Below are 21293 nucleotides of genomic sequence, written 5' to 3'. Positions count from 1 at the left end.
GGTCCGCCGGCGTCGCGCCGACCCGCTGCGTGGGCGAGTCCGGCGTCACGAGCTCGGGGAACCGCTCCTCGAGCGCTCGCAGCTCCTTCATGAGGTCGTCGTACTCGACGTCGGAGACCTCGGGGTCGTCGAGCACGTGGTAGCGGTACGAGTGGTAGTTGAGCTTCTCGCGCAGCTCCTCGACCCGGACCTGCGCGTTTGCGAGCTCGCGCTCGAGGGCCTTCGTCACGTCCGATCCGAGCCGCGAGCGATCACGCGGCGAGCTCCTGGCCGTGCCTCACGCGGCGAGCTCCAAGCCGCCCGCCATCCCGATGCGCTCGCCCACGAACACGACGCCGCCGATCACGCCCGGGACGCGATGGAGGTACTCCATCGCGCCCTGCAGGCCGTTCTCCTTCGGAAGGATCGCCCGAACGCCGGCCGCGGCCGCGCTCGCCAGCATGCAGGACTCCGCCAGGACGGCGAGGCCGTCGACGGCCGCGCGCCCGCCCGTGGTCGTCATCGAGACGCCGATCCCGCGCCGGCTCGACGGAACCACCACGGCGACCGAGGAGCCGGGCCGCTTGTAGACGGTGAGCTTCTGCCGCCGGCGCGACTGGATGAAGTAGTCCCCGCCGCAGTTCACCGTCACCTCGTGCACCTCGCGGGCGAGGAACCGCCCGACGTGGTCGGTCACGGCGCCCTGGAACGAGAACATCGGTCCGACGCTGGCGCGACCCGCCGCTGCGGCCATCTCCCGCACGATCTCGGGAGCGTCGTCGGGGACGGCGACGGGGCGCTTCGACGCGCGGAAGTCGGGGTTGCGGATCGTGTAGGCGTGCAGGACCTCCCAGAAGGACAGAGCTGCGGCTCGCGACTCCTCGTCCACGTCCGTCGCCGCCTGGACGTGCAGCGTCATGTCCTGCACCTGGATCTCGAACGTGCGCGACTTGCGCCGCAGCAGCCTCACGCCGGCCGGTCCTTCACCGGCCGATGATATCCGGGCCCGCCGACCTCCTTGCGCTGCTCGACGACCTTTCGGCGGCCGTGCTTCTCAGCGAAGGGACGCGACGATCCGGCCGCCGCCCAGGAGCTCGTCCCCGCGATACACGACCACGCTCTGGCCGGGCGCGACGCCGCGTTGGGTCGTTCGGAACTCCACCTGCATGCGCTCGGCGATGGCCTCGACCACGGCCGGCACGTCGTCGCCCCGGTACCGGATCCGAACCTCGGCCTCGAAGGGTCCGCCCGGCTGCGGCTCGCCCGCCACCCACGAGCAGCGGTCGGCGACGAGCCCTCGGCGCGCGAGCAGCTCGCCGGGCCCCACCACGACGCGGTTGGTCCCCGCGTCCACGTCCAGGACGTACGCCGGATCGGGACGCGAGACGCCGAGACCCCGGCGCTGTCCTACCGTGAACGACGCGGCTCCGGCGTGACGCGCCAGGACGCGGCCGTCGACGTCCACCACGTCGCCCTCGCGCATGAGATGCGGCGCGACGGTCCGCAGGTACGCGCCCGCCTCGCCGCTCGGCGCGAAGCAGAGTTCCTGCGAGTCGGGCTTCGTCGCGACCGGCAGGCCGAACCGCTCGGCGAGCGCCCGGGTCTCGGCCTTCGGGATCGCGCCGACGGGGAACAGCGACCGCGAGAGCTCGCGCTGGCCGAGCATGTGGAGCATGTAGGACTGGTCCTTCGACGGGTCGGCGCCGCGCAGCAGGCGCACCCGGCCGCCGGCGCGCTCGGTCCGAACGTAGTGGCCGGTCGCCACGGCGTCGATCCCGAGCTCGTCCGCCCGCCGCAGGAACGCCCCGAACTTGATCTCGCCGTTGCAGCGCGCGCACGGGTTCGGCGTGCGGCCGGCCTCGTGCTCGGCGACGAAGTCGGCAACGACCGTCCGTTCGAAGGTGTCCGAGAGGTCGCAGATCTCGAACGCGAACCCGGCGATCCGCGCGACCTCGGCCGCGTCGCGCCGAGCGCTCGGGCCGCAGCAGCCGTGCTCGACGCCGTCGAGATGCACGAGGCGCATGTGCGAGCCCAGCACCTCGTAGCCCTGCTCGAGCAGCAGGCAGGCGGCGACCGAGGAGTCGACGCCGCCGGACATCGCGACCAACACGGACGGCATGCCCGAAAGGCTAACGCGGCATCGCGCTCGTGAGCGGCACGGCCCCGCGGGTATCCTCGGCACGCCGACTCGAGCGAAGGGATTCCCGTGCAGGTCGTCGTCCTGGTGAAGTACGTGCCCGAGCCGATGGGGACGCCCACGCTCGGCGAGGACTTCCTGCTCGTCCGCGAGGGCGTCGACGGCGCGCTCGACCCGGGCGACGAGTTCGCGGTCGAGGCCGCGCTCCAGCTCGTCGAGGCCTACGGCGGCGAGGTCGCGTTGGTCTCGATGGGACCCGAGGTGGCGACCGCCGCGCTCCGCAAGGGGTTCTCGATGGGCGCGAGCTCGGGCGTGCTCGTGACCGATCCAGCGCTCCGCGGCGCCGACGTGCTCGCGACGGCGCGGGTGCTCGCGGCGGCGGTCGGGCGGGCGCCGTTCGACCTCCTGCTCGCCGGCGTCGAGTCGACCGACGGGTATACGGGCACCCTGCCGGTGGCCGTGGCCGAGCTCCTCGGCGTGCCGAGCGCCACCTTCGCGCGGAAGGCCGAGGTCGCGGATGGCTCGCTGCGCGTCGAGCGCCAGACGGAGGCCGGCTACGACGTCGTGACCTGTCCGATGCCGGCCGTCGTCACGGTGACCGGCAGCGCGGCCGAACCCCGCTACCCGACGCTCAAGGGCATCATGGCCGCGAAATCGAAGCCGCTCGAGCAGCTCTCGCTCGGCGACCTCGGCCTGTCGGAGGCCGATGTGACGCCGGCGCAGCGCGTCTCCGCGGTGTCCGACGCGCCCGAGAAGAGCGCGGGCGTCGTGATCCAGGCTGGCGACGACGCCGCGGCCAAGGTCGCGGAGCTCCTCGCCGAGGCGAAGGCGATCTGACGTGTCCGGTGTGTGGGTCTACGCCGAGGTGACGCCGGAAGGCCCGAGCGCCTCCGCGCTCGAGCTGCTGACGAAGGCGCGTTCGATCGGCGATGAGGTCGCGGCGGTGGCGCTCGGCCCCGGCGCGGCCGGCGCCGCGCCCGCGCTCGGCGAGCACGGCGCCGCGACGGTGTTCGCGAGCGACGACGCGGTGTACGCGGACACGCTCGGCCAGCCGGCCGCGCACGCGCTGCACACGCTCGTGCAGGAGCACGCGCCAGACGTCGTCCTGTTCTCGACGAGCTACGACGCGCGCGACGTGGCGGGTCGCCTGCAGGCCAAGCTCGGCTGCACGCTCATGAGCAACGCCACGGACGTCTCCGGTCCCGACGCCGCCCAGACCCAGATCTTCGGCGGCAGCCGCGTCGTCGAGGTCGCCCTCGACGGCCCCTCCCCCCGGCTGGTCCTGGTCCGCCCGAAGTCGTTCCCGGCGGAGCCCTCGGGCGGGACGGCGACGGTGGTCCCCGTGCGGGTCGAGATCCCCGACGATCTCACGGTCGCCCGGCGCGTCGAGCGTCATGAGGAAGCGGCATCCGGTCCGCGGCTGGAGGACGCCAAGGTCGTGATCGCAGGGGGGCGCGGCCTTCAGGACGCCTCGAACTTCAAGCTCCTGGACGACCTCGCGGCCGCGATCGGCGACGCGGCGGTCGGGGCGAGCCGCGCCGTCGTGGACGCCGGCTGGGTGCCGTACAGCTACCAGGTCGGCCAGACCGGCAAGACCGTGAAGCCCGAGGTCTACATCGCTGTCGGGATCAGCGGCGCGACGCAGCACGTCGTCGGGATGAAGGCGGCGAAACGGGTCGTCGCGATCAACAAGGACGCGGACGCGCCGATCTTCCGTCTCGCGGACCTCGGCGTCGTGGGCGACGCGCTCGCCGTCGTCCCGAAGCTGATCGAGGAGATCCGAGCCCGGAAGGGCTGACGTGATCGAGGCGCGGTTCGACGACCTGGTTGCCGGCTCCGAGCGGTCGTTCCGCCTCGCCGAGCCCGTCGGCGTGATCGAGGCGCGCCGCCCCACCGAGGTTCCCGGAGCGATCGAGGCCGCGGAGGCCGCCGCGGAGCGCGGCCTGTGGGCCGGCGGGTTCGTGGCGTACGAGGCCGCTCCCGGTCTGGATCCCGAGCTCTCGGTCCGCGTCCGGGCGCCCGACGACCCGTTCGCCGAGCTCCCGCTCGCGTGGTTCGCTTTGTTCGAACGCGCCGAGCCCGTTCCACCGCTCGAGCCTCCCGGCGCCGAACCAGCCGCAACGCTTCGCTCGCCGTGGCGACCGACGAGCGACCGGGCCGCGTACGACGCGGCGATCGAACGGATCCGCGAGCTGATCGCCGCGGGCCACTCGTACCAGGTCAACCACACGATCCGGCTGCGCGCCCTGATCGAGGGCGACGAACGCGGCCTCTACCGGGACCTGTGTCTCGCACAGCGAGGCGGGTACGCGGCATATCTCGACCTCGGCCGTTACCGGATCCTCTCGGCGTCCCCCGAGCTGTTCTTCCGGATCGACGGCGGACGGATCACGACGCGTCCAATGAAGGGGACCGCGCCCCGCGGTCGGTGGCTCGCCGAGGACGAGGAGATCGCGGCGCGCCTCGTCGCCTCGGCAAAGGAGCGCGCCGAGAACGCGATGATCGTCGACCTCCTCCGCAACGACCTGGGCCGGATCTGCCGTCCGGGATCGGTGGAGGTCGCCGGCATGCTGGAGGTCGAACGCTACGAGACCGTCTGGCAGCTGACCTCGACGATCGAGGGCGCCCTGCGCTCGGGCGTCTCGGTCGTCGACGCGTTCCGGGCCCTGTTCCCCAGCGGGTCGGTGACCGGTGCGCCGAAGGTGCGCTCGACCAGGATCATCGCGGACCTCGAGGACTCGGCTCGGGGCCCGTACTGCGGCGCGATCGGGTACCTCGCGCCTTCGGGCTCGGGCGAGCCCCGCGCGAACGTCAACGTCGCGATCCGCACGGTGGTCCTCGACGCCCAGACGCGAACGGCCGAGTACGGCGTCGGCGGCGGGATCACGTTCGACTCCTCGGCCGACGACGAGTTCGAGGAGGTGCTCGCGAAGGTCCGCGTTCTGTCGACCGCGAGACCGGCGTTCGAGCTGTTCGAGACGCTCGCGCACATCCCGGGCGATGGGTTCCGGCACGTGGACGAGCACCTCGAGCGCTTGGGCGCCTCGGCCGCGTACTTCGGGTTCCGCTTCGATCCCGAGGACGCGACCGCGGCGCTGAAGGCCCTCGACGAGTCGGAGCCGCGTGCCGTCAGGCTCACGCTCGATCGCGACGGCTCGCTCACCGCCGATGCGCGTCCGTTGCCACGAACGCCCGACGGACCCGCGCGCCTGGCCCTCGACGACGAGCCCGTCGATCCCTCCGACGTGTGGCTGTTCCACAAGACGACGCGGCGGGCGCCCTACGACCGCCGGCGCGAGAAGCGTCCCGAGGTCGACGACGTCCTCCTCGTGAACGACCGTGGCGAGGTGACCGAGTCCACGATCGCGAACCTCGCCGTCCGGATCGGGGAGAGCTGGGTGACCCCGCCAGTCGACGCGGGGCTGCTGCCCGGGACCTACCGCGCGGTCCTCGTGCGCGAGGGCCGCGTCACCGAGCGACCCGTCTCGATCGCGGAGCTCCGCGCCGCACCGGAGATCGCGCTCGTGAGCTCGGTGCGCGGATGGCGCCCGGCCGTCCTCGAGCAATGAGCGACGACGTCCACACCGTCCACCTCGGGGCGTACACCCACGAGCACGCCGAGGCGATCGCGGCCGAGCTCGAGAGCGCCGGCATCGTCTGGTGGTACAAGGCGCCCGGCTTCTTCAGCCAGATCTGGGAGCGGAGCGTGCGCCTGTTCGTCGATCGCGACCGGCTCGAGGAGTCCCGCGCGATCGCCGAGCGCGTCCTCGCGTCGGATCGTCACTCCGAGGGCGACGGCTCCTCGTCGGGCCAGGCGTAGGGGCGCATCCGGTCCTCGTCGAGCGGACACGCGCAGAGGGGGCACCGGGGCGGGTCCTCGTAGACGAGGACCTCGCGTTCGCAGAAGGGGCACTCGGCCTCCCGCATGTCCGGAGCGCCGACGGCGTCCTGTGGCATCGATCGTCTCGCTTCTTCGGGGGAGCGGGTTCCTGCCCGAGTTGTCGGGAACGCGGGTGCCCTCCTTGATGAGACGTTCACCTTAGGCCGGAAGCCCTCCCGCGTTCGCGGGAGGGCTTCCGTGGGGAAGGCGCGTACGTAGTTACGCGGCCTCCATCTCCTTGCGGCTTCGGCGCTTGCCTCGCGAGATGTACGTGTGGACGGGCTCGTGCTGCCAGCAGAACTCCCATCGGTTGTAGACCGACAGCTTCGTGGTGCACCCCTCGGCCGCGCAGACGCGTCCGCCGGGGTACGTCCGGTTGGGTCGTGGGAGCTCGCGGATGCGGGCTCCGCGGTATGCCGAGTCGGCCATCGCTCCTCTCCTGTGCCTCGGCGGGACGCCGGGGATCGCCGAGGCTTCAATCCGATCATTCGAACCATCCGCGGGCGCGGTTCGTTCCCGGGCGGCCGTGATCGGGCCGCTGGCCCGCGGCCCGGGAGGGGGCTACTCGCCCTCGAGGCGCTCGAGCAGGACCTTCGTCGAGGTCGTGAGCTGGACGACCCGGGAGGTGAACCCCAGGTCCTCCCAGAACTGCATGGCGCCTCGGTTGGGGGCGAAGGTCTTGAGCTCGACCCAGCGGATCCCCCGCTCCGAGGCGAAGCGTCCGGCCTCGTGCACGAGCTCCCGGCCCACCCCGCGCCCCCGGTACCCCGCCCGGACGACCACGCCCGAGAGCTCCAGGGCGCGCTCGTCGGAGAACCTGGACGGCGTGCGGGCCTCGCCGTAGGCCATGCCCACGACCTCGCCCTGATCGTCCTCGGCGACCAGGACGACGGCGTCGGGGTGTCCGAGCGCCTCCCGGTACTTCGCACCGACCTCGTCGTAGAAGCCCGGCCGCGGCGTGAAGACGCGCCAGTCGGCCTGCATGCGGTCCAGCTCCTGGAACAGCGCGACGAGGGACGGGACGTCCTCGGGCGTGGCCTGTCGGACGCGCATCGCTACCGGCCCTCGAACGTCGGCTCGCGCTTCTCGAGGAAGGCGCGCATGCCCTCCTTCTGGTCGTGCGTGGCGAACAGCGGGACGAACGCGTCGCGCTCGGCAGGCAGGCCCTCCGAGAGCGGCCGGTCGCTGGCATCGAGGGCGCGCTTGGCGGCCGCGTACGCGAGCGTCGGGCCCTCGGCGTACCGGCGAGCCTCTTCGACCGCCGTCGCCTGGACCTTCGCAGCGGCGACGACCCGGTCGACGAGCCCGATCTCGAACGCCTCGGCCGCGTTCACGCTGCGGCCCGTGAGGACGAGCTCGCGCGCCTTTGCCAGGCCGATCAGCCGGGGCAGCCGCTGCGTGCCGCCCGAGCCGGGGATGATGCCGAGCTTGATCTCGGGCAGGCCGAGCTGCGCGTCTTCGGACGCGAACCGCAGATCGCAGGCCAGGGCCACCTCGAGCCCGCCGCCGAGCGCGAACCCGTTGATCGTCGCGATCACGGGCTTCGGGATCGCCGCGACGTCGCGGCACGCCTGCTCGAGCGCGCCCACGTGGCCCGCGATGTCCTCGGGCCCGGCGTCGACCATCTCCTTGATGTCGGCGCCGGCCGCGAAGATCCTCTCGCCGCCCCAGATCACGACGGCTCGGATCGCCTCGTCCGCGCCCACGGCCCCGGCGGCCTCCGACAGCTCGAGTGACACCTGCCGCGCGAACGCGTTCGCGGGCGGACGATCCAGGCGGATCGTGGCCACCGCCCCGTCGCGCTCGACGCGCACGAACTCGCCCATCGCCGGCCTATCCTCGCAGACCACGGCGCCGCGCAGCCGCCGGCGTGCACGGGCCGTGATGACGGCCGCGATGCGATGGACTTGCACCTGCAACCCGCTGCTACACTCGCGTCGTGGAACAGGCAACCACCGCCGACCCGATCGCTGTCCTGCGCGATCGCGGCCTTCGGATGACCCCCCAGCGCCGGGCGATCGTCGCCGAGATCATGCGAACGCAGGGCCACATCTCCCCCACGGCCCTCGCCCGCAAGGTCCAGAGCGACATGCCGGGCGTGAACGCGTCGACGATCTACCGGACGTTGGCGCTCCTGGAGGATGCAGGGGTGCTTGCGCACGCGCATCTGGAGGGCGGCGCGGAGTACCACCGGACGGAGGAGGCCGGCCACGTCCACCTCACCTGCTCAAACTGCGGCGCCGAGGACGACCTGTCGATCGAGGAGGCCGCTTCGCTCGTGCGGCTGATCGAGCGGCACCACGGGTTCGAGCCGGACCTCACGCACTTCGCGATCGGCGGCCTGTGCGCCGACTGCGCGCGCGCCCCGGCGAGCTGACGGCCGCTACCCGCCGAACAGCGCGGGGAGCACGGAGCCCTCGCCGAACAGGAACAGCACACCGATGACGAGGCTGAACGTCGCGGTGAGGACGGCGATCGTCACGTAGAGCGTCCAGTTCTTCGACGCCTTCACGAAGCCGAACGCCGACCCCATCGTGATCAGGGTGTTCGACGACAACAACCCGAGGAGGAAGACGGCGAGGAGGAGGATGCCGGCCAGCCGCCCTCCGGCGCCGGCGGCGGTGAGGAAGATGACGACCTGCGTCGGCGTCTCGGCGCCGATCCCGTGGATCATGCCGACGGCGAACGCCGTCCCCCGCCCGTAGTTCATGAACGCCTCGTCGGCCTCCGGATGCTTGTGGTGGTGATGCCCCGGCCGGCCGTGGTGTCCGTGATGCCACTCCGAGACGGGGATGTCGTCGGCCACGGCAACCGACGTCGACGACGGGGCGCCCGCGTGCACGTGGACGGGCTCGAGCTCGTGATCCTCGATCCGCCTGTTCCTGCGCAGCCGGCGATAGAGGTGGGAGGCGCCGCTGAAGATGAGCATCCACCGGCTCCGCATCCGGAACTCGCGCCCGTGACGCACGAGAGCCGCGAACACGTACACGCCGAGGACGATCAGCGTGACCCCCACCACGCGTTCCATGAGGGAATCCACGCCGTCGGGAAGGCTCGACCCGAGGATGATCGCCACGACGCCGATCGCGAACACCACAACGGCGTGCCCGAGGGCGTAGATCGTGCCGAACAGCAGCGCCTGCCTCCGGTCGTCCTGCGATCCGGCGATGTCGGTGATCGCCGCGATGTGATCCCAGTCGATCCCATGCCGGAACCCGAACAGGAAGGCCGACACGAGCAGGCCGACCCCGAGTGCTCCTGCGGCTTCCGCCAGCACAGCCACACCCTTCCGTCGTTCCGACCATGAAACCATGCTGCCGCAGTATCTGGCAACTGCGTGGACTTGCAACTGGCCTCTGCCGCTTCGCCCGAGTTCTCGGAGTGCCGCCGGGTCAGAACCTCGGCGTCTCGGTGTAGGAGCCGAAGACGCCGCGCAGCGTCTCGACGATCTCCCCCTCCGTGCACAGCGCCCGGGCGCACTCGACGAGCGGCTCGATCAGGTTGGCCTCGGTCGCGGCCACCTCACGCAGGCGGTCCAGGGCCGCCCGGGCGGCTTCGGGGTCCCGGCGCTCGCGGACCGCTCGAACCCGTCCGATCTGCTCCACCTCGACCTCGGGAGGGATCTCGAGGAGCTCGATGGGCAGTCCACCCTCCTCGACGAAGTCGGTGACCCCGACCTTGACCAGGTCCCCGCCCTCGAGCCGCTCCTGCTCGCGGAACGCGGACTCTGCGATCTCCTGCTGGAAGTACCCGCGCTCGATCCCGGTCAGGACGCCTTCGAGCATCGAGCCCTTGCCCATGGCGTCGATCCTCGCGAACTCGGCCTCCGCGAGCTCCTCCATCCGGTCGGTGAGCGTCTCGAGGAAGTACGAGCCCCCCAACGGGTCGATCACGTCGGCCACGCCGGTCTCGTGGGCGATGATCTGCTGCGTTCGAAGGGCCAGCTTGGCCGCGTCCTCGGTCGGGAGCGCGAGCACCTCGTCCAGCGCGTTCGTGTGCAGCGACTGCGTGCCGCCCAGGACGGCGGCGAGCGCCTCGACCGCCGTTCGCACGACGTTGTTCATCGGCTGCTGCGCGGTGAGCGAGACGCCGGCGGTCTGCGTGTGGAAGCGCAGGCGCATCGACGACTCGTCCCGCGCTCCGTACCGGTCCCGGAGCCAGCGGGCCCAGATCCGCCGGGCGGCGCGGTACTTCGCGATCTCCTCGAAGAAGTCGATGTGCGCGTTGAAGAAGAACGACAGACCCGGCGCGAACCGGTCCACGTCGAGGCCCCGGTCGAGCCCGAGCTCGACGTAGGCGAACCCGTCCGCGAGCGTGTACGCGAGCTCCTGCCACGCGTTCGCCCCGGCCTCGCGGATGTGGTAGCCCGACACGCTGATCGGATGCCACTTCGAGACGCGTTCGAGGCAGAACTCCATGAGGTCGCCGATCAGCCGGAGATGCGGCCGCGGGGGGAAGATCCACTCCTTCTGCGCGATGTACTCCTTCAGGATGTCCGTCTGCAGCGTGCCGTCGAGGCGCTCCCACGGGACGCCCTGGCCCTCGGCCGCTGCGAGGAAGAAGGCGAACACGATGACGGCGGGACCGCTGATCGTCATCGAGGTCGTGATGTCGCCGAGCGGGATCCCCTCGAACAATGCGTCGACGTCCTCGCGCGTGTCCGTCGCGACGCCGCAGCGGCCGACCTCCCCCTCGGCCATGGGATCGTCGGAGTCCCGGCCCATGAGCGTCGGCATGTCGAAGGCGACCGACAGTCCGCCCTGGCCGTGCTCCAGCAGGAACCGGTACCGGGCGTTCGTCTCCTGCGGCGAGCCGAAGCCCGCGAACTGGCGCATCGTCCACAGGCGCCCGCGGTACATCGTGGGGTAGACGCCGCGGGTGAACGGATACGCGCCCGGCCGCCCGAGCTTGGCGTCGTGATCGAACGACGCGAGGTCCTCGGGCGAGTAGAGAGGCTTCAGCGGCTCGCCCGACAGGGTGAGCGCTTCCGATGACGTTCCTCGGCCGGGCTCGGAGGCGGACCCGGGGCGCTCGCGCTGCTCGACCATTCGCTCCCCGTCCTCGTTACGAACCGTTCTCGATCCGTTCCTCAAGGATAGCGGCGGCCCGGTAGGGGTCGGTGCGCCTCGACGAGAGGTCCTCGATCAGCGCGCCGTCCTCGGACAGCACGCGGCGGACGCGTTCGCGCACGGTCTCGAGCGCGAGGGTCTCGACCTCCCGGAGCAGGCGGTCTCGCCGGCCGCGCTCGAGAGCGCCGGTGGACTCGAGGTGGGAACGATGTGCCTGGACCGCCTCCCACAGCTCGCCGGTCCCCTCGCCGCTCGTGGCGGCCGTGAGCACGACCGGCGGCGACCAGTCCGGCTCGGGGCCCATTCGGAGCATCTGACGAAGGTCCCGCGCGGCGGCCTCGGCGCCCTCGCGATCGGCCTTGTTCACGACGAACACGTCCGCGATCTCGAGGATGCCGGCCTTCGCGACCTGCACCGCGTCGCCCCAACCGGGCGAGACCACAACGAGGGTCGTGTCCGTGGCCGCGGCGACCTCCACCTCGGCCTGCCCGACGCCCACCGTCTCGACGATCACGAGGTCCCGCCCGGAGGCATCGAGGATCCGGATCGCCTCCGGCGCCGCGAGCGCCATCCCGCCGAGGTGCCCGCGCGTCGCCATCGAGCGGATGAACACACCCGGATCGGTCGCGTGCTTCTGCATGCGGAGCCGGTCTCCGAGCAACGCTCCGCCCGAGAGGGGAGACGTGGGGTCGATCGCGAGCACCGCGATCGACCGGTCCGCGGCGCGCGCGACGGCGACGAGCTCGTTCGCGATCGTCGACTTTCCGACGCCGGGCGAGCCCGTGAGCCCGATCGTGTAGGCGCGCCCCGTGTGCGCGTACAGGCCCGCGGAGAGCTCCCGAAGCTCGGGCGCCCCGTCCTCGACCATCGAGATCGCCCGCGCGACCCCACGCGGATCGCCCGCCAGCACGTCGTCGAGGAGCCCCACGGCCGAAGCGTACCCGCACGACCGAGCGCGCCCGTGCGGCGCTACTTCGAGAGCTGGAGGCAGATCGCGCCGGCGACGGTCACGTACACGCCGATCCCGATCGTCGAGATCACGTCGCCGAACGAGCCGCCCGCCTGGTCGATCGACCGGTACAGCTGGAGCGCGAAGCCGAGCACGAGGGCGAGGGCGAGGCTGCCCAGGATCCGGCGGATCCCGACCGAGCGCTCCACGAAGGAGAGCACCGCTCCCGCAGCGCCCAGGACGAGGAACGCGTAGCCGAGCTTGAGCGCGCTGTCGCTCGCGTCGATGTTCCAGACCGCTTCGAGCGGAACGTCCAGGCCGGACAGGGACAGGCCGCCGGAGATCCACGGAAGGAAGACGGCGACCAGGATCACGACCCCGCCGGCCAGGGCCACCGGCTTGAAGGGCGGGATGCGGATCGGCGCCCTCGGCGCCCGCACGACCGGCTGTGGCGGCGGCGGAAGCGCCCTCGGGGGCGCCTCGGGCGCGGGTGTCGTCAGCGCGTCGGGCACCGAGGCGGGGACTCCGGCTGCCTGCTCGGCTGCCGGGCTCGCGGAGGACGCCGCGAGCGGAGCGGTCGTCGCGACCGGAGACTCGTGCAGCTTCGTCTGGCCGGTCCCGAGCGCGTGCCCGCAGTTCCGGCAGAACCGTTCACCCTCGCGACGCTCGAGCCCGCAGTTCGGGCAGTACCGGGTGACGGCCACGGCCGAACGCTACGTCCCGCCTCCGAGGGGCGCAAGACGCGGGGCGGTTACGGCGCCACCGAGAGGAGCCGCGTGAACCGGGAGAGCCGGACGGGGTGGCGGACCATGCCCGACACCCGCACGTCGCGCATGGCGAGGCTCCGGAGCACCGCCCGCCCGCGCGGGTCGAACGCGTCGGGCAGGCCGAACCGGAGCGGCGCCGCCGCGAGCTCGAGCAGGTCGTTCGCCCGGGCGAGGACGCGCAGGTGCGCCGTCGGGCCCGCCGTCCCGTTCGAGACGTCGATGCCGTTCGCGCCGAGTCGGATCGTCGCGCTCGTGTCCGCGTCCCACGCGGTGAGCTCGACGACCGCGGCGGATCGGACCAGCCGGCGGCGTTCGGGGTGTCGGGCGAGGTTCGCCTGGATCAGGCGGCCGACCAGGTCGGCGAGGCCGTTCGGCTCGGCCTGCGCGAACGTGACCCTCACGGCTCAGGGACGGCGAGGACCGCGCTCACGGCTCGAGCAGGACCTTCGTCGCCTGCCGCGTGTCGAACAGCTCATATCCGCGGGCGGCCTCATCGAGCGGCAGCCGGTGCGAGATGAGCGGGATCGGGTCGATCCGCCCGGACTCGACCTCGGCCATCGCGCGCTCCCACCACGCGTGGATCGGCGTCGTCCCCGTGAACCGGATGTCGAGCGCGCGAGCCCACCAGACCCCCACCTGCGCCTGGAGGATCTCGCTCGCGTACACACCCACGACGACGACCGTGCCGCCGCGACGCACGACGTCGAGCGACCGATCCAGCGCCGACAGCGAGCCGACCGCCTCCAGGACGACGTCGGCCCCGCGTCCGTCGGTGTGTTCGTAGACGGCCGTTCGGGCGTTCCGCGCCGACACGTCGATCGCGACGGCGCCGACGCGCTCGGCGAGCGCGAGCCGCGACGGCTCGAGATCCAACGCCAGGACCTCGGCGGCTCCGGCCGCGCGAGCCGCCTGCACGCAGAAGAAGCCGACCGGTCCCGCGCCCACCACGGCAACGGTGTCGCCGCTGCCGATCCGGGCGATCCCCGCCGCGTAGACGCCCGTCGTCAGGGCGTCGCCGACGAACAGCGCGTGCTCGTCGTCCATGCCGGCCGGAACACGAAGCAGGTTCACGTCGGCGACGGGAACACGCAGGAGCTCGGCCTGCGCTCCCCCGAGGTTGCCCCCGAAGATGCCGTAACCGAGGATCTCGAACGTGTCGCAGAGCTGTGTCTGCCCTTTCCGGCAGAACCAGCACGCGCCGCACGCGATGTCGAACGCCGCGACGACGCGGTCCCCCACGGCGAACCGCTCGACGTCCGAGCCGACGGCCTCCACCAGGCCCACCGCCTCGTGGCCCATCGTGTCCCCCGGCTCGAGCGGCGCCTTGCCGTGCAGCAGGTGCAGGTCCGATCCGCAGATCGCGGTCCTGGTGACGCGAACGATCGCGTCCGTTGGCTCGGAGAGGTGCGGTTCGGGAACCTCACTCACCTCGACCCGACCGACGTCCCGGAAGACGACCGCTCGCACGTCGACCGTCGCTCAGCCGTCGCCCAGGAACTCGGTCGGCACGAGCGTGGCAAGGCGCACGAGCTCGTTGGCCGCGCGCACGTGCCGAACGATGGTGGGCAGATCTCCGCGGAGCTTCAGCTTGCCCTGCATCATGCCCTTCACGGGATCGAGCGCACCCGCTAGGACCTCTCGCCACAGGGAGTAGGGAGCGGTGATCGCGTACGCGGCCTTCTCGCCCTCGGCGTCGGTGATCATACGCGCACCCCGGCAGTCGCCGTGCCACAGATCGAGCCACGCGACCAGGTCGTCCGGGACCCCGCGGTCCGGCTCGGCCTCGAGCACGAAGGCGACGTCGCCCTCCCACGTCGCGGCGGCGGCGCGGTACTCCTCGGAGCCGTTGATCACCTCTCGGTACCGCGCAAGCCATTCGGCGCTCGGGAACACGGCCATGGCCTCTCCTACCGGAGCCCCAGGATCAGCACGATGCCGATCACGTTGAACGTGACGTGTGCGGCGATCGGCGTGACGATCGTCCCGCGGCGCTCGTAGACGAACGCGAGCGCCACGCCCGTGAAGAACATCACGATCATGAGGAGGGCGGCGTCCACGGCGGGACCCGGGATGAAGTGGATCAAGCCGAAGCCGAGCCCCGAGCCGATCGCCCCGACGACGAACCCGTGCCGGTCGCGCAGCGTTCGGAACAGCACCCCGCGGAAGAACAGCTCCTCGCCGACCGGAGCGATCGCGATCGCGTACACGATCGTGATGGCGGTCCCGACCGCGGAGAGGTTCTGGCCGACCTGTTCGGGCGCCTCGACCCGCTGGCCCGAGATCGCCTCGAACACGACCACGAGCAGACCCCCGACGACGACGACCATCACCGGGTACAGACCGATCCCGAACAGGACGCCGGCGCCGACCGCTCGCCTCCACGCCCCGCGTTGCGGCACCCCCATCACCGCGGGCCATCCGCGGTGGCGGATCGACAGCCACGCGACGAGCACGCCGACGATCACGAGCGCCGCGATCGTGGTGACGACGATGGTGGCGAGGTCGGTGTCCTCGTCCACGAGGCCGATGAGCGGGAGCGTCGCGATGCCCGCGACGAGGAACGCGACGACGTAGATCCCGACGGCCTCGAGCCAGCTCCACGTCGCGAGAGGCCGCCCGATGGCGCGCGTGTCCGGACGGGCGGGCGCCGGCGGAGGCGGGTGCAGGCTGTCCGGGCGGGGTGGGACGTGCGGCTCGATGCTCACGGCTCCCCTATCTTCCTGGCTCCCGACAGGAGCGACACGCCCAGCAGCCCGCCCAGCCCCAGGCCGAACGCGAAGCCCGCCGCCGCGGGACCGGAGTCGTTCGCGACGTAGGCCACGACCCCGGCAAGCAGCGTCACGAGGATCGCGTCTCGCCACGCCGGGTCGCGTTCGAGGACGGCGCGCAGGCCGCCGGGTGGACGAAGGACGGCCGCGATCGCGACCGGCAGCCCGATCACCGGGACCAGGGCGAACGGGTTCCGCGCGACCAAGTCGAGTCCGACCCGGAGCCGGTCGCCGAACCGCTCGAACGCGCCCGCGAGGCCCACCTGCCCCTCGAACCTCGTGACGTGCGTCTCTATCGGAGAGATCGCGTGGCCGACCAGCACGACGGCGGTCCCGAGCACGGTCACGCCGACGACCGCGCCGATCCCCTTCCACACGCCGAGACGTTCGCGTTCGCGCACGGCGAGCCAGAGCCCGGCAGCCGCGAACAGCGAAACGGAGCCCCCGAGGTTCGCGCCGGCGAACGGCATCCCGGCGAACAGCCCGACGGCCACGATCAGCGCGAAGCCGACGCTCGTCCGCAGCCGCTGCGCAACCCAGAGCGACGATCCGATCAGCAGACCGACGAAGACGTTCGGCAGGCCGTAGAACCGGCCGCCGTCGAGCTCGGATCCGCCGACGAACGGCGTGAGCGCCGCCGTCCATCCGAGGACCGCTTCGATCGCGAAGAACGCGAGCACCGCCACCCCGATCCCCGCCGGCACGAGCAGGACGTCGCGTTGCTCGAGCGGCGCGAACGCCAGCGTTCCGAAGACGGTCACCAACGCGACGAACGGCACCACCGTGGCGTACGACAGCTCAGGCAGATGCCCGGCGGCGAGCAGGCCGCTCGCGAGCGCTGCGACCGACAGGGATCCCCATCCCACGACGCGCCGAAGGCGCCACGCCGTCGCGTTGCCGAGCCATACCCCCGCGATCGCGAGGAGGCCCATGAGGGTGACGTAGAGGGCTCCGGCGGTCCCGATCGGGACGTACATCCGTCGCTGGGCGAGGTACCGGTCGTGCAGCTCGAACGGCGGCGGCCCCTCGACGACCTCGATCGGCGAGCCGACCGAATCGGCGGGCGGGTCGACGCCCAGGAAGTCGGCGATCGTCGGGATCAGGTCGCCGTCCGTGACGACGCCTCCGCGCCGGGTCGAGTCGGAGGTGAGCGACCCAGCCGAACCTCGAGCCCGGAAGACCTCGGTCGGGCTGCCCGTCGCGATCACGATCGGGTGCAGCTCGTCGTTCTCGGCACGCATGCCGGCCGAGGAGCTCGGCGACGTCACGACCACGAGAACCTCGTCGGCTCCCGTGCCCGAGACGATGTCACGGATCCGCGGTCCGATCGCCGCGAGGTCGCCGTCGCTCGGGCACACCCAGCGGAACGCCGTGGCTCCTTTGCCGGGGATCAGCCCGCCTCCGCAGTCGACCGGAGCCTTCGTCCACCGGGCCCCCTGCACGCTCATGAGAGCGGCTCCGCCCGACGCGGCGAGGGCGTGCACCTGAGGAACCGACAGCAGCTCCTCGAAGGAGACATCCGGAACCCGGATCACGAACGCTCGCGGGACGAACAGCGTCGGGTTGCGGGTCGCCGCGGCGCCGACGGGCAGCATGATCACGAGGAACAGGGGCAGCGCGAGGAGCGCGCCCAGACGCGCGCGGGTCACGAGAGGGCCGGCGAGAGCTCGCGTTCGCGGCGGACGACGGCGCCGAGGGCCGTGAGCTTGCCCTCGAGGTCCTGGTAGCCGCGGTCCACGTGGTACATGTCCTCGATCGCGGTCACGCCGTCGGCCGAGAGCGCCGCGACGATCATCGCGGCGCCGGCGCGGATGTCGAGCGCACGGACCGGCGCCGCCGAGAGGCGTCCGACCCCGCGGATTACCGCGTGGTGCCCCTCGGTGCGGATGTCCGCGCCCATGCGGTTCAGCTCGTCGACGAACATGAACCTGCTCTCGAACACGTTCTCGGTCACGATGCTCGTCCCGTCGGCGGAGGCGAGCAGCGCCATCATCTGCGGCTGCAGGTCCGTGGGGAATCCCGGATACGGGAGCGTCACCAGATCGACACACCGCGGACGCGATCCCATCGAAACCGCAACACCGTCCCCCGTCGAGAGCACGTCGGCGCCGGCGTCGGCGAGCTTGGAGAGCACGAGGTCCATGTGGTCGCCCCTGGCTCCGGAGAGCACGACGTGACCGCCCGTCGCGCACACGGCGATCGCGTAGGTCCCCGCCTCGATGCGGTCGGGGATCACTCGGTGGTCGACGGGACCGAACCCCTCGACGCCTTGGATCTCGACGGTCGGCGTGCCGACCCCCTCGACGTGGGCGCCCATCTCGATCAGAAACTCGGCGAGGTCGACGAGCTCGGGCTCGCGCGCGGCGTTCTCGATCACGGTGGTGCCACGAGCGGCGACCGCGGCCATCAGGACGTTCTCGGTCGCGCCCACGCTCGGGAAGTCGAGGTTCACGACGGCGCCGCGCAGGCCGCCCGAGTCGCCGACCAGGAACCCGTGCTCGGACCGGAACCGGGCGCCCATCTTCTCGAGGCCGCGGATGTGCAGGTCGATCGCGCGCGACCCGATGTTGCAACCGCCCGGCATCGCGACCTTCGCCGTCCCGAACCGCGCGAGCAACGGCCCGAGGACAAGGATCGAGGCGCGCATCCGGCTCACGAGCTCGTAGGGCGTCTCGCGGGGCTGCACCCCCGACGTGTCGAGCGCCAACACGCCGTCCTCCCACACACACCCGACGCCGAGATGCTCGAGCACCTCGACCATCGTCACGCAGTCCTGGATCCGCGGGGCGTTGCGGATCGTCGTTCGGCCGTCCGCGAGGACCGCGGCGGCCATGAGCTTCAGGGCCGAGTTCTTCGCGCCCGCGATCCGGACGGTCCCGTCGAGCGGGGTACCTCCGGTCACCAGCAGCCGGTCCATCACCGCTCCCATCCTAGGGCGAGGTATCCCCTCGGACGCACAACCTAGCCGCCGAGTTCCGCGCGAACGAGCGCCTTGGCGAGCTCGCCCTGGAGCGTCGCGTTCTCGCCGCGGGCGATCCGCGCCCGGAGCTCCTCGACCCGCGAGGCGGCGGCCCGCACATCGATCTCGTTCGCCATCTCCGCGTGCGTCGCGAGCACGTCGACGCGGCTCGTGCCCTCGTCGCCCGTGACGTGCAGGAACCCGCCGTCGACGACCGCCGTCTCCCAGCGGTTGCCCTCGACCTGGATCCGCATCGCGCCGATCGCCAGGCGGATCAGCAGCGGGGCATGGCCCGAAAGGATCCCGACCATCCCCGCCGTCCCGCGCGCGATCACCATCTCGGCCGAGCCCGCCCACACCTCGCGTTCGGGCGTGACGAGATGGACGTCGAGGGCCATCTACGCGGCCTGTTCCATCTTCTTGGCGGCCTCGATGGCCTCCTCGATGCCGCCGACGAGCAGGAAGGCCTGCTCGGGGAGATGGTCGTACTCACCGTCGCACAGACCCCGGAACGAGGCGATCGTCTCGTCGACGGGTGTGTACTTGCCCGGGATGCCGGTGAACTGCTCGGCCACGAAGAACGGCTGCGACAGGAAGAGCTGGATCCGCCGGGCTCTGGCGACGGTGACCTTGTCCTCCTCGGAGAGCTCGTCCACCCCGAGGATCGCGATGATGTCCTGGAGGTCCCGGTAGCGCTGGAGGATCTCCTGCACGCGCCGCGCGGTGTCGTAGTGGTCCTGCCCGACGTAGCGCGCGTCCAGGATCCGGCTCGTCGAGTCGAGAGGGTCGACGGCCGGGTAGATGCCGAGGGAGGCGATGTCCCGCGAGAGCACCGTGGTCGCGTCCAGATGCGCGAACGCCGTGTGCGGCGCGGGGTCGGTGATGTCGTCTGCGGGCACGTAGATCGCCTGCAACGACGTGATCGAACGCCCCTTCGTCGAGGTGATCCGCTCCTGCAGGTCGCCCATCTCGTCGGCGAGCGTGGGCTGGTAGCCCACCGCGCTCGGCATGCGCCCGAGCAGCGTCGAGACCTCTGACCCGGCCTGCGTGAAGCGGAAGATGTTGTCCACGAACAGCAGCACGTCCTTGCGCTCGACGTCGCGGAAGTACTCGGCCATCGTGAGGGCCGACAGCGCCACACGAAGCCGGACGCCCGGCGGCTCGTCCATCTGGCCGAATACGAGGGCGGTCTTCTCGATCACGCCGGACTCGGTCATCTCCAGGAACAGGTCGTTGCCCTCGCGCGTACGCTCGCCGACGCCGGCGAAGACCGACACGCCGCCGTGCTGCTCCGCTTGGCGGCGGATCATCTCCTGGATGATGACGGTCTTACCCACCCCGGCGCCGCCGAACATCCCGATCTTTCCGCCCTGGACGTACGGCTCGAGGAGGTCGATGACCTTGATGCCGGTCTCGAGCATCTGCGAGCGGGCCTCCAGCTCCTCGAACGGCGGCGGATCGCGATGGATCGGCCACCGGTCGGCGGCGTGGATGTCCGATGCGTCGGTGTCGAGCGGCTCCCCCAGGACGTTGTACACGTGTCCGAGCACGCCCTCGCCCACGGGCACAGTGATGGGCGAACCGGTGTTCTCGACCGGCGAGCCGCGCACCATCCCGTCGGTCGGCTTGAGTGCGATCGTGCGGACCGTTCCGTGCCCGATGTGCTGGGCGACCTCGCAGGTGATCGTCCTCGTCTCGCCCTCGAGCTCGACGTTCACCTGAAGGGCCGTGTTGATCTCGGGCAACGACTCGGGCGGGAACTCCGCGTCCACCACCGGGCCGATCACCCGGACCACCCGTCCCGTCGAACGATCTTCGTCGGCCATGCCTCACTCCCCTTTCGCCGGGGGGCTAGCGCTCGCGCGTTCGCGCTCGCTTCTTCAGCCCCCCGCACCCCCCGATGCCTGAGCCAGGGCCTCGGCCCCGCCCACGATCTCCATGATCTCCGTCGTGATCTCGTCCTGGCGGGCGCGATTGGCCTGCCGGGTGAGCACCTTGATGAGTTCTTCCGCGTTGTCGGTCGCCGCCGCCATCGCCCGCTGCCGGGCGGCGTTCTCCGAGGCCGCCGACTCGAGCAGGGCGAAGTACACCTTCGTGATGACGTACTGGGGCAGCAGGTCGTCGAGGATCTGCGCCGGCTCGGGCTCGAAGATGTACTCGGGGTGCGGCACCCCCGGTCCCTTGGCGGCGACCTCTTCCGGCGCGATCGGGAGGAACCGCTTGTCGGTGGCTCGGAACGTGAAGGCCGAGCGGAAGTCGGTGTACACGGTGTGCAGCTCGTCGATGCCGCCGGAGCCGAACTCCTCGATCAGCCGCTCGCCGATCTCCTCGGCTGCGGCGTACCGCGGCACCTCCGAGAAGCCCGACCACGAGGCCTCTGGCGCGACGCCTCGGAACCGGAAGTACGAGATCGCCTTCCTCCCGATGAGGTAGAGCACCGGCTCGATGCCCCGAGAGCGAACGCGACGGAGGAGATCCTCGGCTCGCTTCAGCAGGTTCGCGTTGAACGCCCCCGCCAGACCCCGGTCGCTGGTCATGACGAGCACGCCGGCGCGAGCCGGCGCTTCTCGTTCCTCGAGGAGCGGATGGACGATCGATCCTGTCTGCCTGGCGACGTCCTCCATCGCCTGGGTGAGCAGATCGGCGTACGGGCGCGCCTCGATCACGCGCTGCTGCGCCTTCACGATCCGCGAGGCCGCGATGAGCTCCATCGCGCTGGTGATCTTCATCGTCGACTGGACCGAACGGATCCGGCGGCGAACGACGCGGAGCTTGGCGCCCACGT

General features: G+C 71.5%; 24 protein-coding genes. 5 read left to right on the top strand and 19 right to left on the bottom strand.

Going from position 1 to position 21293, the window contains the following annotated elements:
- From VG276_03440 to mnmA, 3 genes are all read right to left on the bottom strand, one after another.
- Positions 1-229: NAD-dependent DNA ligase LigA (locus tag VG276_03440; GenBank protein ID HEV8648462.1), on the bottom strand; the 229-nt coding region annotated here is incomplete at its 3' end.
- 48 nt (positions 230-277) lie between these two features.
- On the bottom strand, positions 278-949 hold the full coding sequence (locus VG276_03435) for a hypothetical protein (protein HEV8648461.1): 672 nt from the start codon (positions 947-949) through the stop codon (positions 278-280).
- 84 nt (positions 950-1033) lie between these two features.
- Positions 1034-2098, bottom strand: coding sequence for a tRNA 2-thiouridine(34) synthase MnmA (mnmA, locus tag VG276_03430; protein ID HEV8648460.1), 1065 nt, complete (start codon positions 2096-2098; stop codon positions 1034-1036).
- An 87-nt stretch (positions 2099-2185) separates the two neighbouring features.
- On the opposite strand from mnmA, the gene VG276_03425 reads away from it, so the two are divergent.
- The 4 genes from VG276_03425 to VG276_03410 are packed head-to-tail and all read left to right on the top strand — an operon-like array spanning position 2186 to position 5936.
- A complete protein-coding gene (locus VG276_03425; GenBank protein ID HEV8648459.1) occupies positions 2186-2953 on the top strand; it encodes an electron transfer flavoprotein subunit beta/FixA family protein in 768 nt (255 codons plus the stop codon).
- A 1-nt stretch (position 2954) separates the two neighbouring features.
- Positions 2955-3914 carry an electron transfer flavoprotein subunit alpha/FixB family protein gene (locus VG276_03420; GenBank protein ID HEV8648458.1) on the top strand — a complete coding sequence of 320 codons (960 nt, stop codon included), beginning with the start codon at positions 2955-2957 and terminating at the stop codon, positions 3912-3914.
- A gap of 1 nt (position 3915) precedes the next feature.
- Positions 3916-5685: an aminodeoxychorismate synthase component I gene (pabB, locus tag VG276_03415; GenBank protein HEV8648457.1), complete on the top strand. Its 1770-nt coding sequence runs from the start codon at positions 3916-3918 to the stop codon at positions 5683-5685.
- Entirely contained in the window at positions 5682-5936 is a 255-nt protein-coding gene (locus VG276_03410) for a hypothetical protein (protein HEV8648456.1), read from the top strand. The genes pabB and VG276_03410 overlap by 4 nt, the downstream gene beginning before the upstream one ends.
- A gap of 279 nt (positions 5937-6215) precedes the next feature.
- On the opposite strand, the gene VG276_03405 is transcribed toward VG276_03410, so the two are convergent.
- From VG276_03405 to VG276_03395, 3 genes are all read right to left on the bottom strand, one after another.
- A complete protein-coding gene (locus VG276_03405) occupies positions 6216-6425 on the bottom strand; it encodes a hypothetical protein (protein ID HEV8648455.1) in 210 nt (69 codons plus the stop codon).
- Between the two features lie 132 nt (positions 6426-6557).
- Positions 6558-7049 (bottom strand): GNAT family N-acetyltransferase, encoded by a 492-nt coding sequence (locus tag VG276_03400; GenBank protein ID HEV8648454.1) that lies wholly within the window; start codon positions 7047-7049, stop codon positions 6558-6560.
- A gap of 2 nt (positions 7050-7051) precedes the next feature.
- Positions 7052-7822 carry an enoyl-CoA hydratase-related protein gene (locus VG276_03395; protein ID HEV8648453.1) on the bottom strand — a complete coding sequence of 257 codons (771 nt, stop codon included), beginning with the start codon at positions 7820-7822 and terminating at the stop codon, positions 7052-7054.
- Positions 7823-7992: 170 nt separating this feature from the next.
- On the opposite strand from VG276_03395, the gene VG276_03390 reads away from it, so the two are divergent.
- Positions 7993-8373, top strand: a complete 381-nt coding sequence (locus VG276_03390) for a transcriptional repressor (protein ID HEV8648452.1) — start codon at positions 7993-7995, stop codon at positions 8371-8373.
- A gap of 6 nt (positions 8374-8379) precedes the next feature.
- Here VG276_03390 and VG276_03385 read toward each other — a convergent pair whose 3' ends face one another.
- The 13 genes from VG276_03385 to VG276_03325 all read right to left on the bottom strand — a co-directional run bounded on the left by VG276_03385 (position 8380) and on the right by VG276_03325 (position 21291).
- Entirely contained in the window at positions 8380-9279 is a 900-nt protein-coding gene (locus VG276_03385) for a hypothetical protein (GenBank protein ID HEV8648451.1), read from the bottom strand.
- A 109-nt stretch (positions 9280-9388) separates the two neighbouring features.
- Positions 9389-11044, bottom strand: coding sequence for a methylmalonyl-CoA mutase family protein (locus VG276_03380; GenBank protein HEV8648450.1), 1656 nt, complete (start codon positions 11042-11044; stop codon positions 9389-9391).
- Positions 11045-11060: 16 nt separating this feature from the next.
- A complete protein-coding gene (meaB, locus tag VG276_03375; GenBank protein ID HEV8648449.1) occupies positions 11061-11993 on the bottom strand; it encodes a methylmalonyl Co-A mutase-associated GTPase MeaB in 933 nt (310 codons plus the stop codon).
- A 41-nt stretch (positions 11994-12034) separates the two neighbouring features.
- Positions 12035-12718 (bottom strand): zinc ribbon domain-containing protein, encoded by a 684-nt coding sequence (locus VG276_03370; protein HEV8648448.1) that lies wholly within the window; start codon positions 12716-12718, stop codon positions 12035-12037.
- A 47-nt stretch (positions 12719-12765) separates the two neighbouring features.
- On the bottom strand, positions 12766-13182 hold the full coding sequence (locus tag VG276_03365; GenBank protein ID HEV8648447.1) for a hypothetical protein: 417 nt from the start codon (positions 13180-13182) through the stop codon (positions 12766-12768).
- A 25-nt stretch (positions 13183-13207) separates the two neighbouring features.
- Positions 13208-14248, bottom strand: coding sequence for an alcohol dehydrogenase catalytic domain-containing protein (locus tag VG276_03360; protein HEV8648446.1), 1041 nt, complete (start codon positions 14246-14248; stop codon positions 13208-13210).
- A gap of 12 nt (positions 14249-14260) precedes the next feature.
- The gene (locus VG276_03355) at positions 14261-14680 is read right to left on the bottom strand and encodes an SCP2 sterol-binding domain-containing protein (GenBank protein ID HEV8648445.1); all 420 of its coding nucleotides are present in this window, start codon (positions 14678-14680) and stop codon (positions 14261-14263) included.
- An 8-nt stretch (positions 14681-14688) separates the two neighbouring features.
- Positions 14689-15486, bottom strand: a complete 798-nt coding sequence (locus VG276_03350) for a type II CAAX endopeptidase family protein (protein ID HEV8648444.1) — start codon at positions 15484-15486, stop codon at positions 14689-14691.
- Entirely contained in the window at positions 15483-17198 is a 1716-nt protein-coding gene (locus VG276_03345; GenBank protein ID HEV8648443.1) for a hypothetical protein, read from the bottom strand. Before VG276_03345 ends, VG276_03350 begins: the two co-directional genes overlap by 4 nt.
- Complete coding sequence (gene murA / locus VG276_03340; GenBank protein HEV8648442.1) at positions 17195-18466, bottom strand: UDP-N-acetylglucosamine 1-carboxyvinyltransferase; 1272 nt, start codon at positions 18464-18466, stop codon at positions 17195-17197. The genes VG276_03345 and murA overlap by 4 nt, the downstream gene beginning before the upstream one ends.
- 44 nt (positions 18467-18510) lie before the next feature.
- Positions 18511-18906: an ATP synthase F1 subunit epsilon gene (gene atpC, locus VG276_03335; protein HEV8648441.1), complete on the bottom strand. Its 396-nt coding sequence runs from the start codon at positions 18904-18906 to the stop codon at positions 18511-18513.
- Complete coding sequence (atpD, locus tag VG276_03330) at positions 18907-20334, bottom strand: F0F1 ATP synthase subunit beta (protein HEV8648440.1); 1428 nt, start codon at positions 20332-20334, stop codon at positions 18907-18909.
- A 54-nt stretch (positions 20335-20388) separates the two neighbouring features.
- Entirely contained in the window at positions 20389-21291 is a 903-nt protein-coding gene (locus VG276_03325; GenBank protein HEV8648439.1) for a F0F1 ATP synthase subunit gamma, read from the bottom strand.
- Positions 21292-21293: the final 2 nt, after the last annotated feature.

The organism is Actinomycetes bacterium (assembly GCA_036000965.1).
Classification (GTDB): Bacteria; Actinomycetota; CALGFH01; order CALGFH01; family CALGFH01; genus DASYUT01.
This window is presented reverse-complemented; position numbering and strand designations above follow the sequence as displayed.

What these genes read in the sequence shown, in the direction of transcription:
- VG276_03405 (HEV8648455.1), bottom strand. Translation starts at nt 6,425, where the DNA reads ATGGCCGACTCGGCATACCGCGGAGCCCGCATCCGCGAGCTCCCACGA.
- VG276_03410 (HEV8648456.1), top strand. Translation starts at nt 5,682, where the DNA reads ATGAGCGACGACGTCCACACCGTCCACCTCGGGGCGTACACCCACGAG.
- VG276_03400 (HEV8648454.1), bottom strand. Translation starts at nt 7,049, where the DNA reads ATGCGCGTCCGACAGGCCACGCCCGAGGACGTCCCGTCCCTCGTCGCG.
- murA (HEV8648442.1), bottom strand. Translation starts at nt 18,466, where the DNA reads ATGGACCGGCTGCTGGTGACCGGAGGTACCCCGCTCGACGGGACCGTC.
- VG276_03395 (HEV8648453.1), bottom strand. Translation starts at nt 7,822, where the DNA reads ATGGGCGAGTTCGTGCGCGTCGAGCGCGACGGGGCGGTGGCCACGATC.
- atpD (HEV8648440.1), bottom strand. Translation starts at nt 20,334, where the DNA reads ATGGCCGACGAAGATCGTTCGACGGGACGGGTGGTCCGGGTGATCGGC.
- VG276_03355 (HEV8648445.1), bottom strand. Translation starts at nt 14,680, where the DNA reads ATGGCCGTGTTCCCGAGCGCCGAATGGCTTGCGCGGTACCGAGAGGTG.
- VG276_03390 (HEV8648452.1), top strand. Translation starts at nt 7,993, where the DNA reads ATGACCCCCCAGCGCCGGGCGATCGTCGCCGAGATCATGCGAACGCAG.
- mnmA (HEV8648460.1), bottom strand. Translation starts at nt 2,098, where the DNA reads ATGCCGTCCGTGTTGGTCGCGATGTCCGGCGGCGTCGACTCCTCGGTC.
- atpC (HEV8648441.1), bottom strand. Translation starts at nt 18,906, where the DNA reads ATGGCCCTCGACGTCCATCTCGTCACGCCCGAACGCGAGGTGTGGGCG.
- VG276_03380 (HEV8648450.1), bottom strand. Translation starts at nt 11,044, where the DNA reads ATGGTCGAGCAGCGCGAGCGCCCCGGGTCCGCCTCCGAGCCCGGCCGA.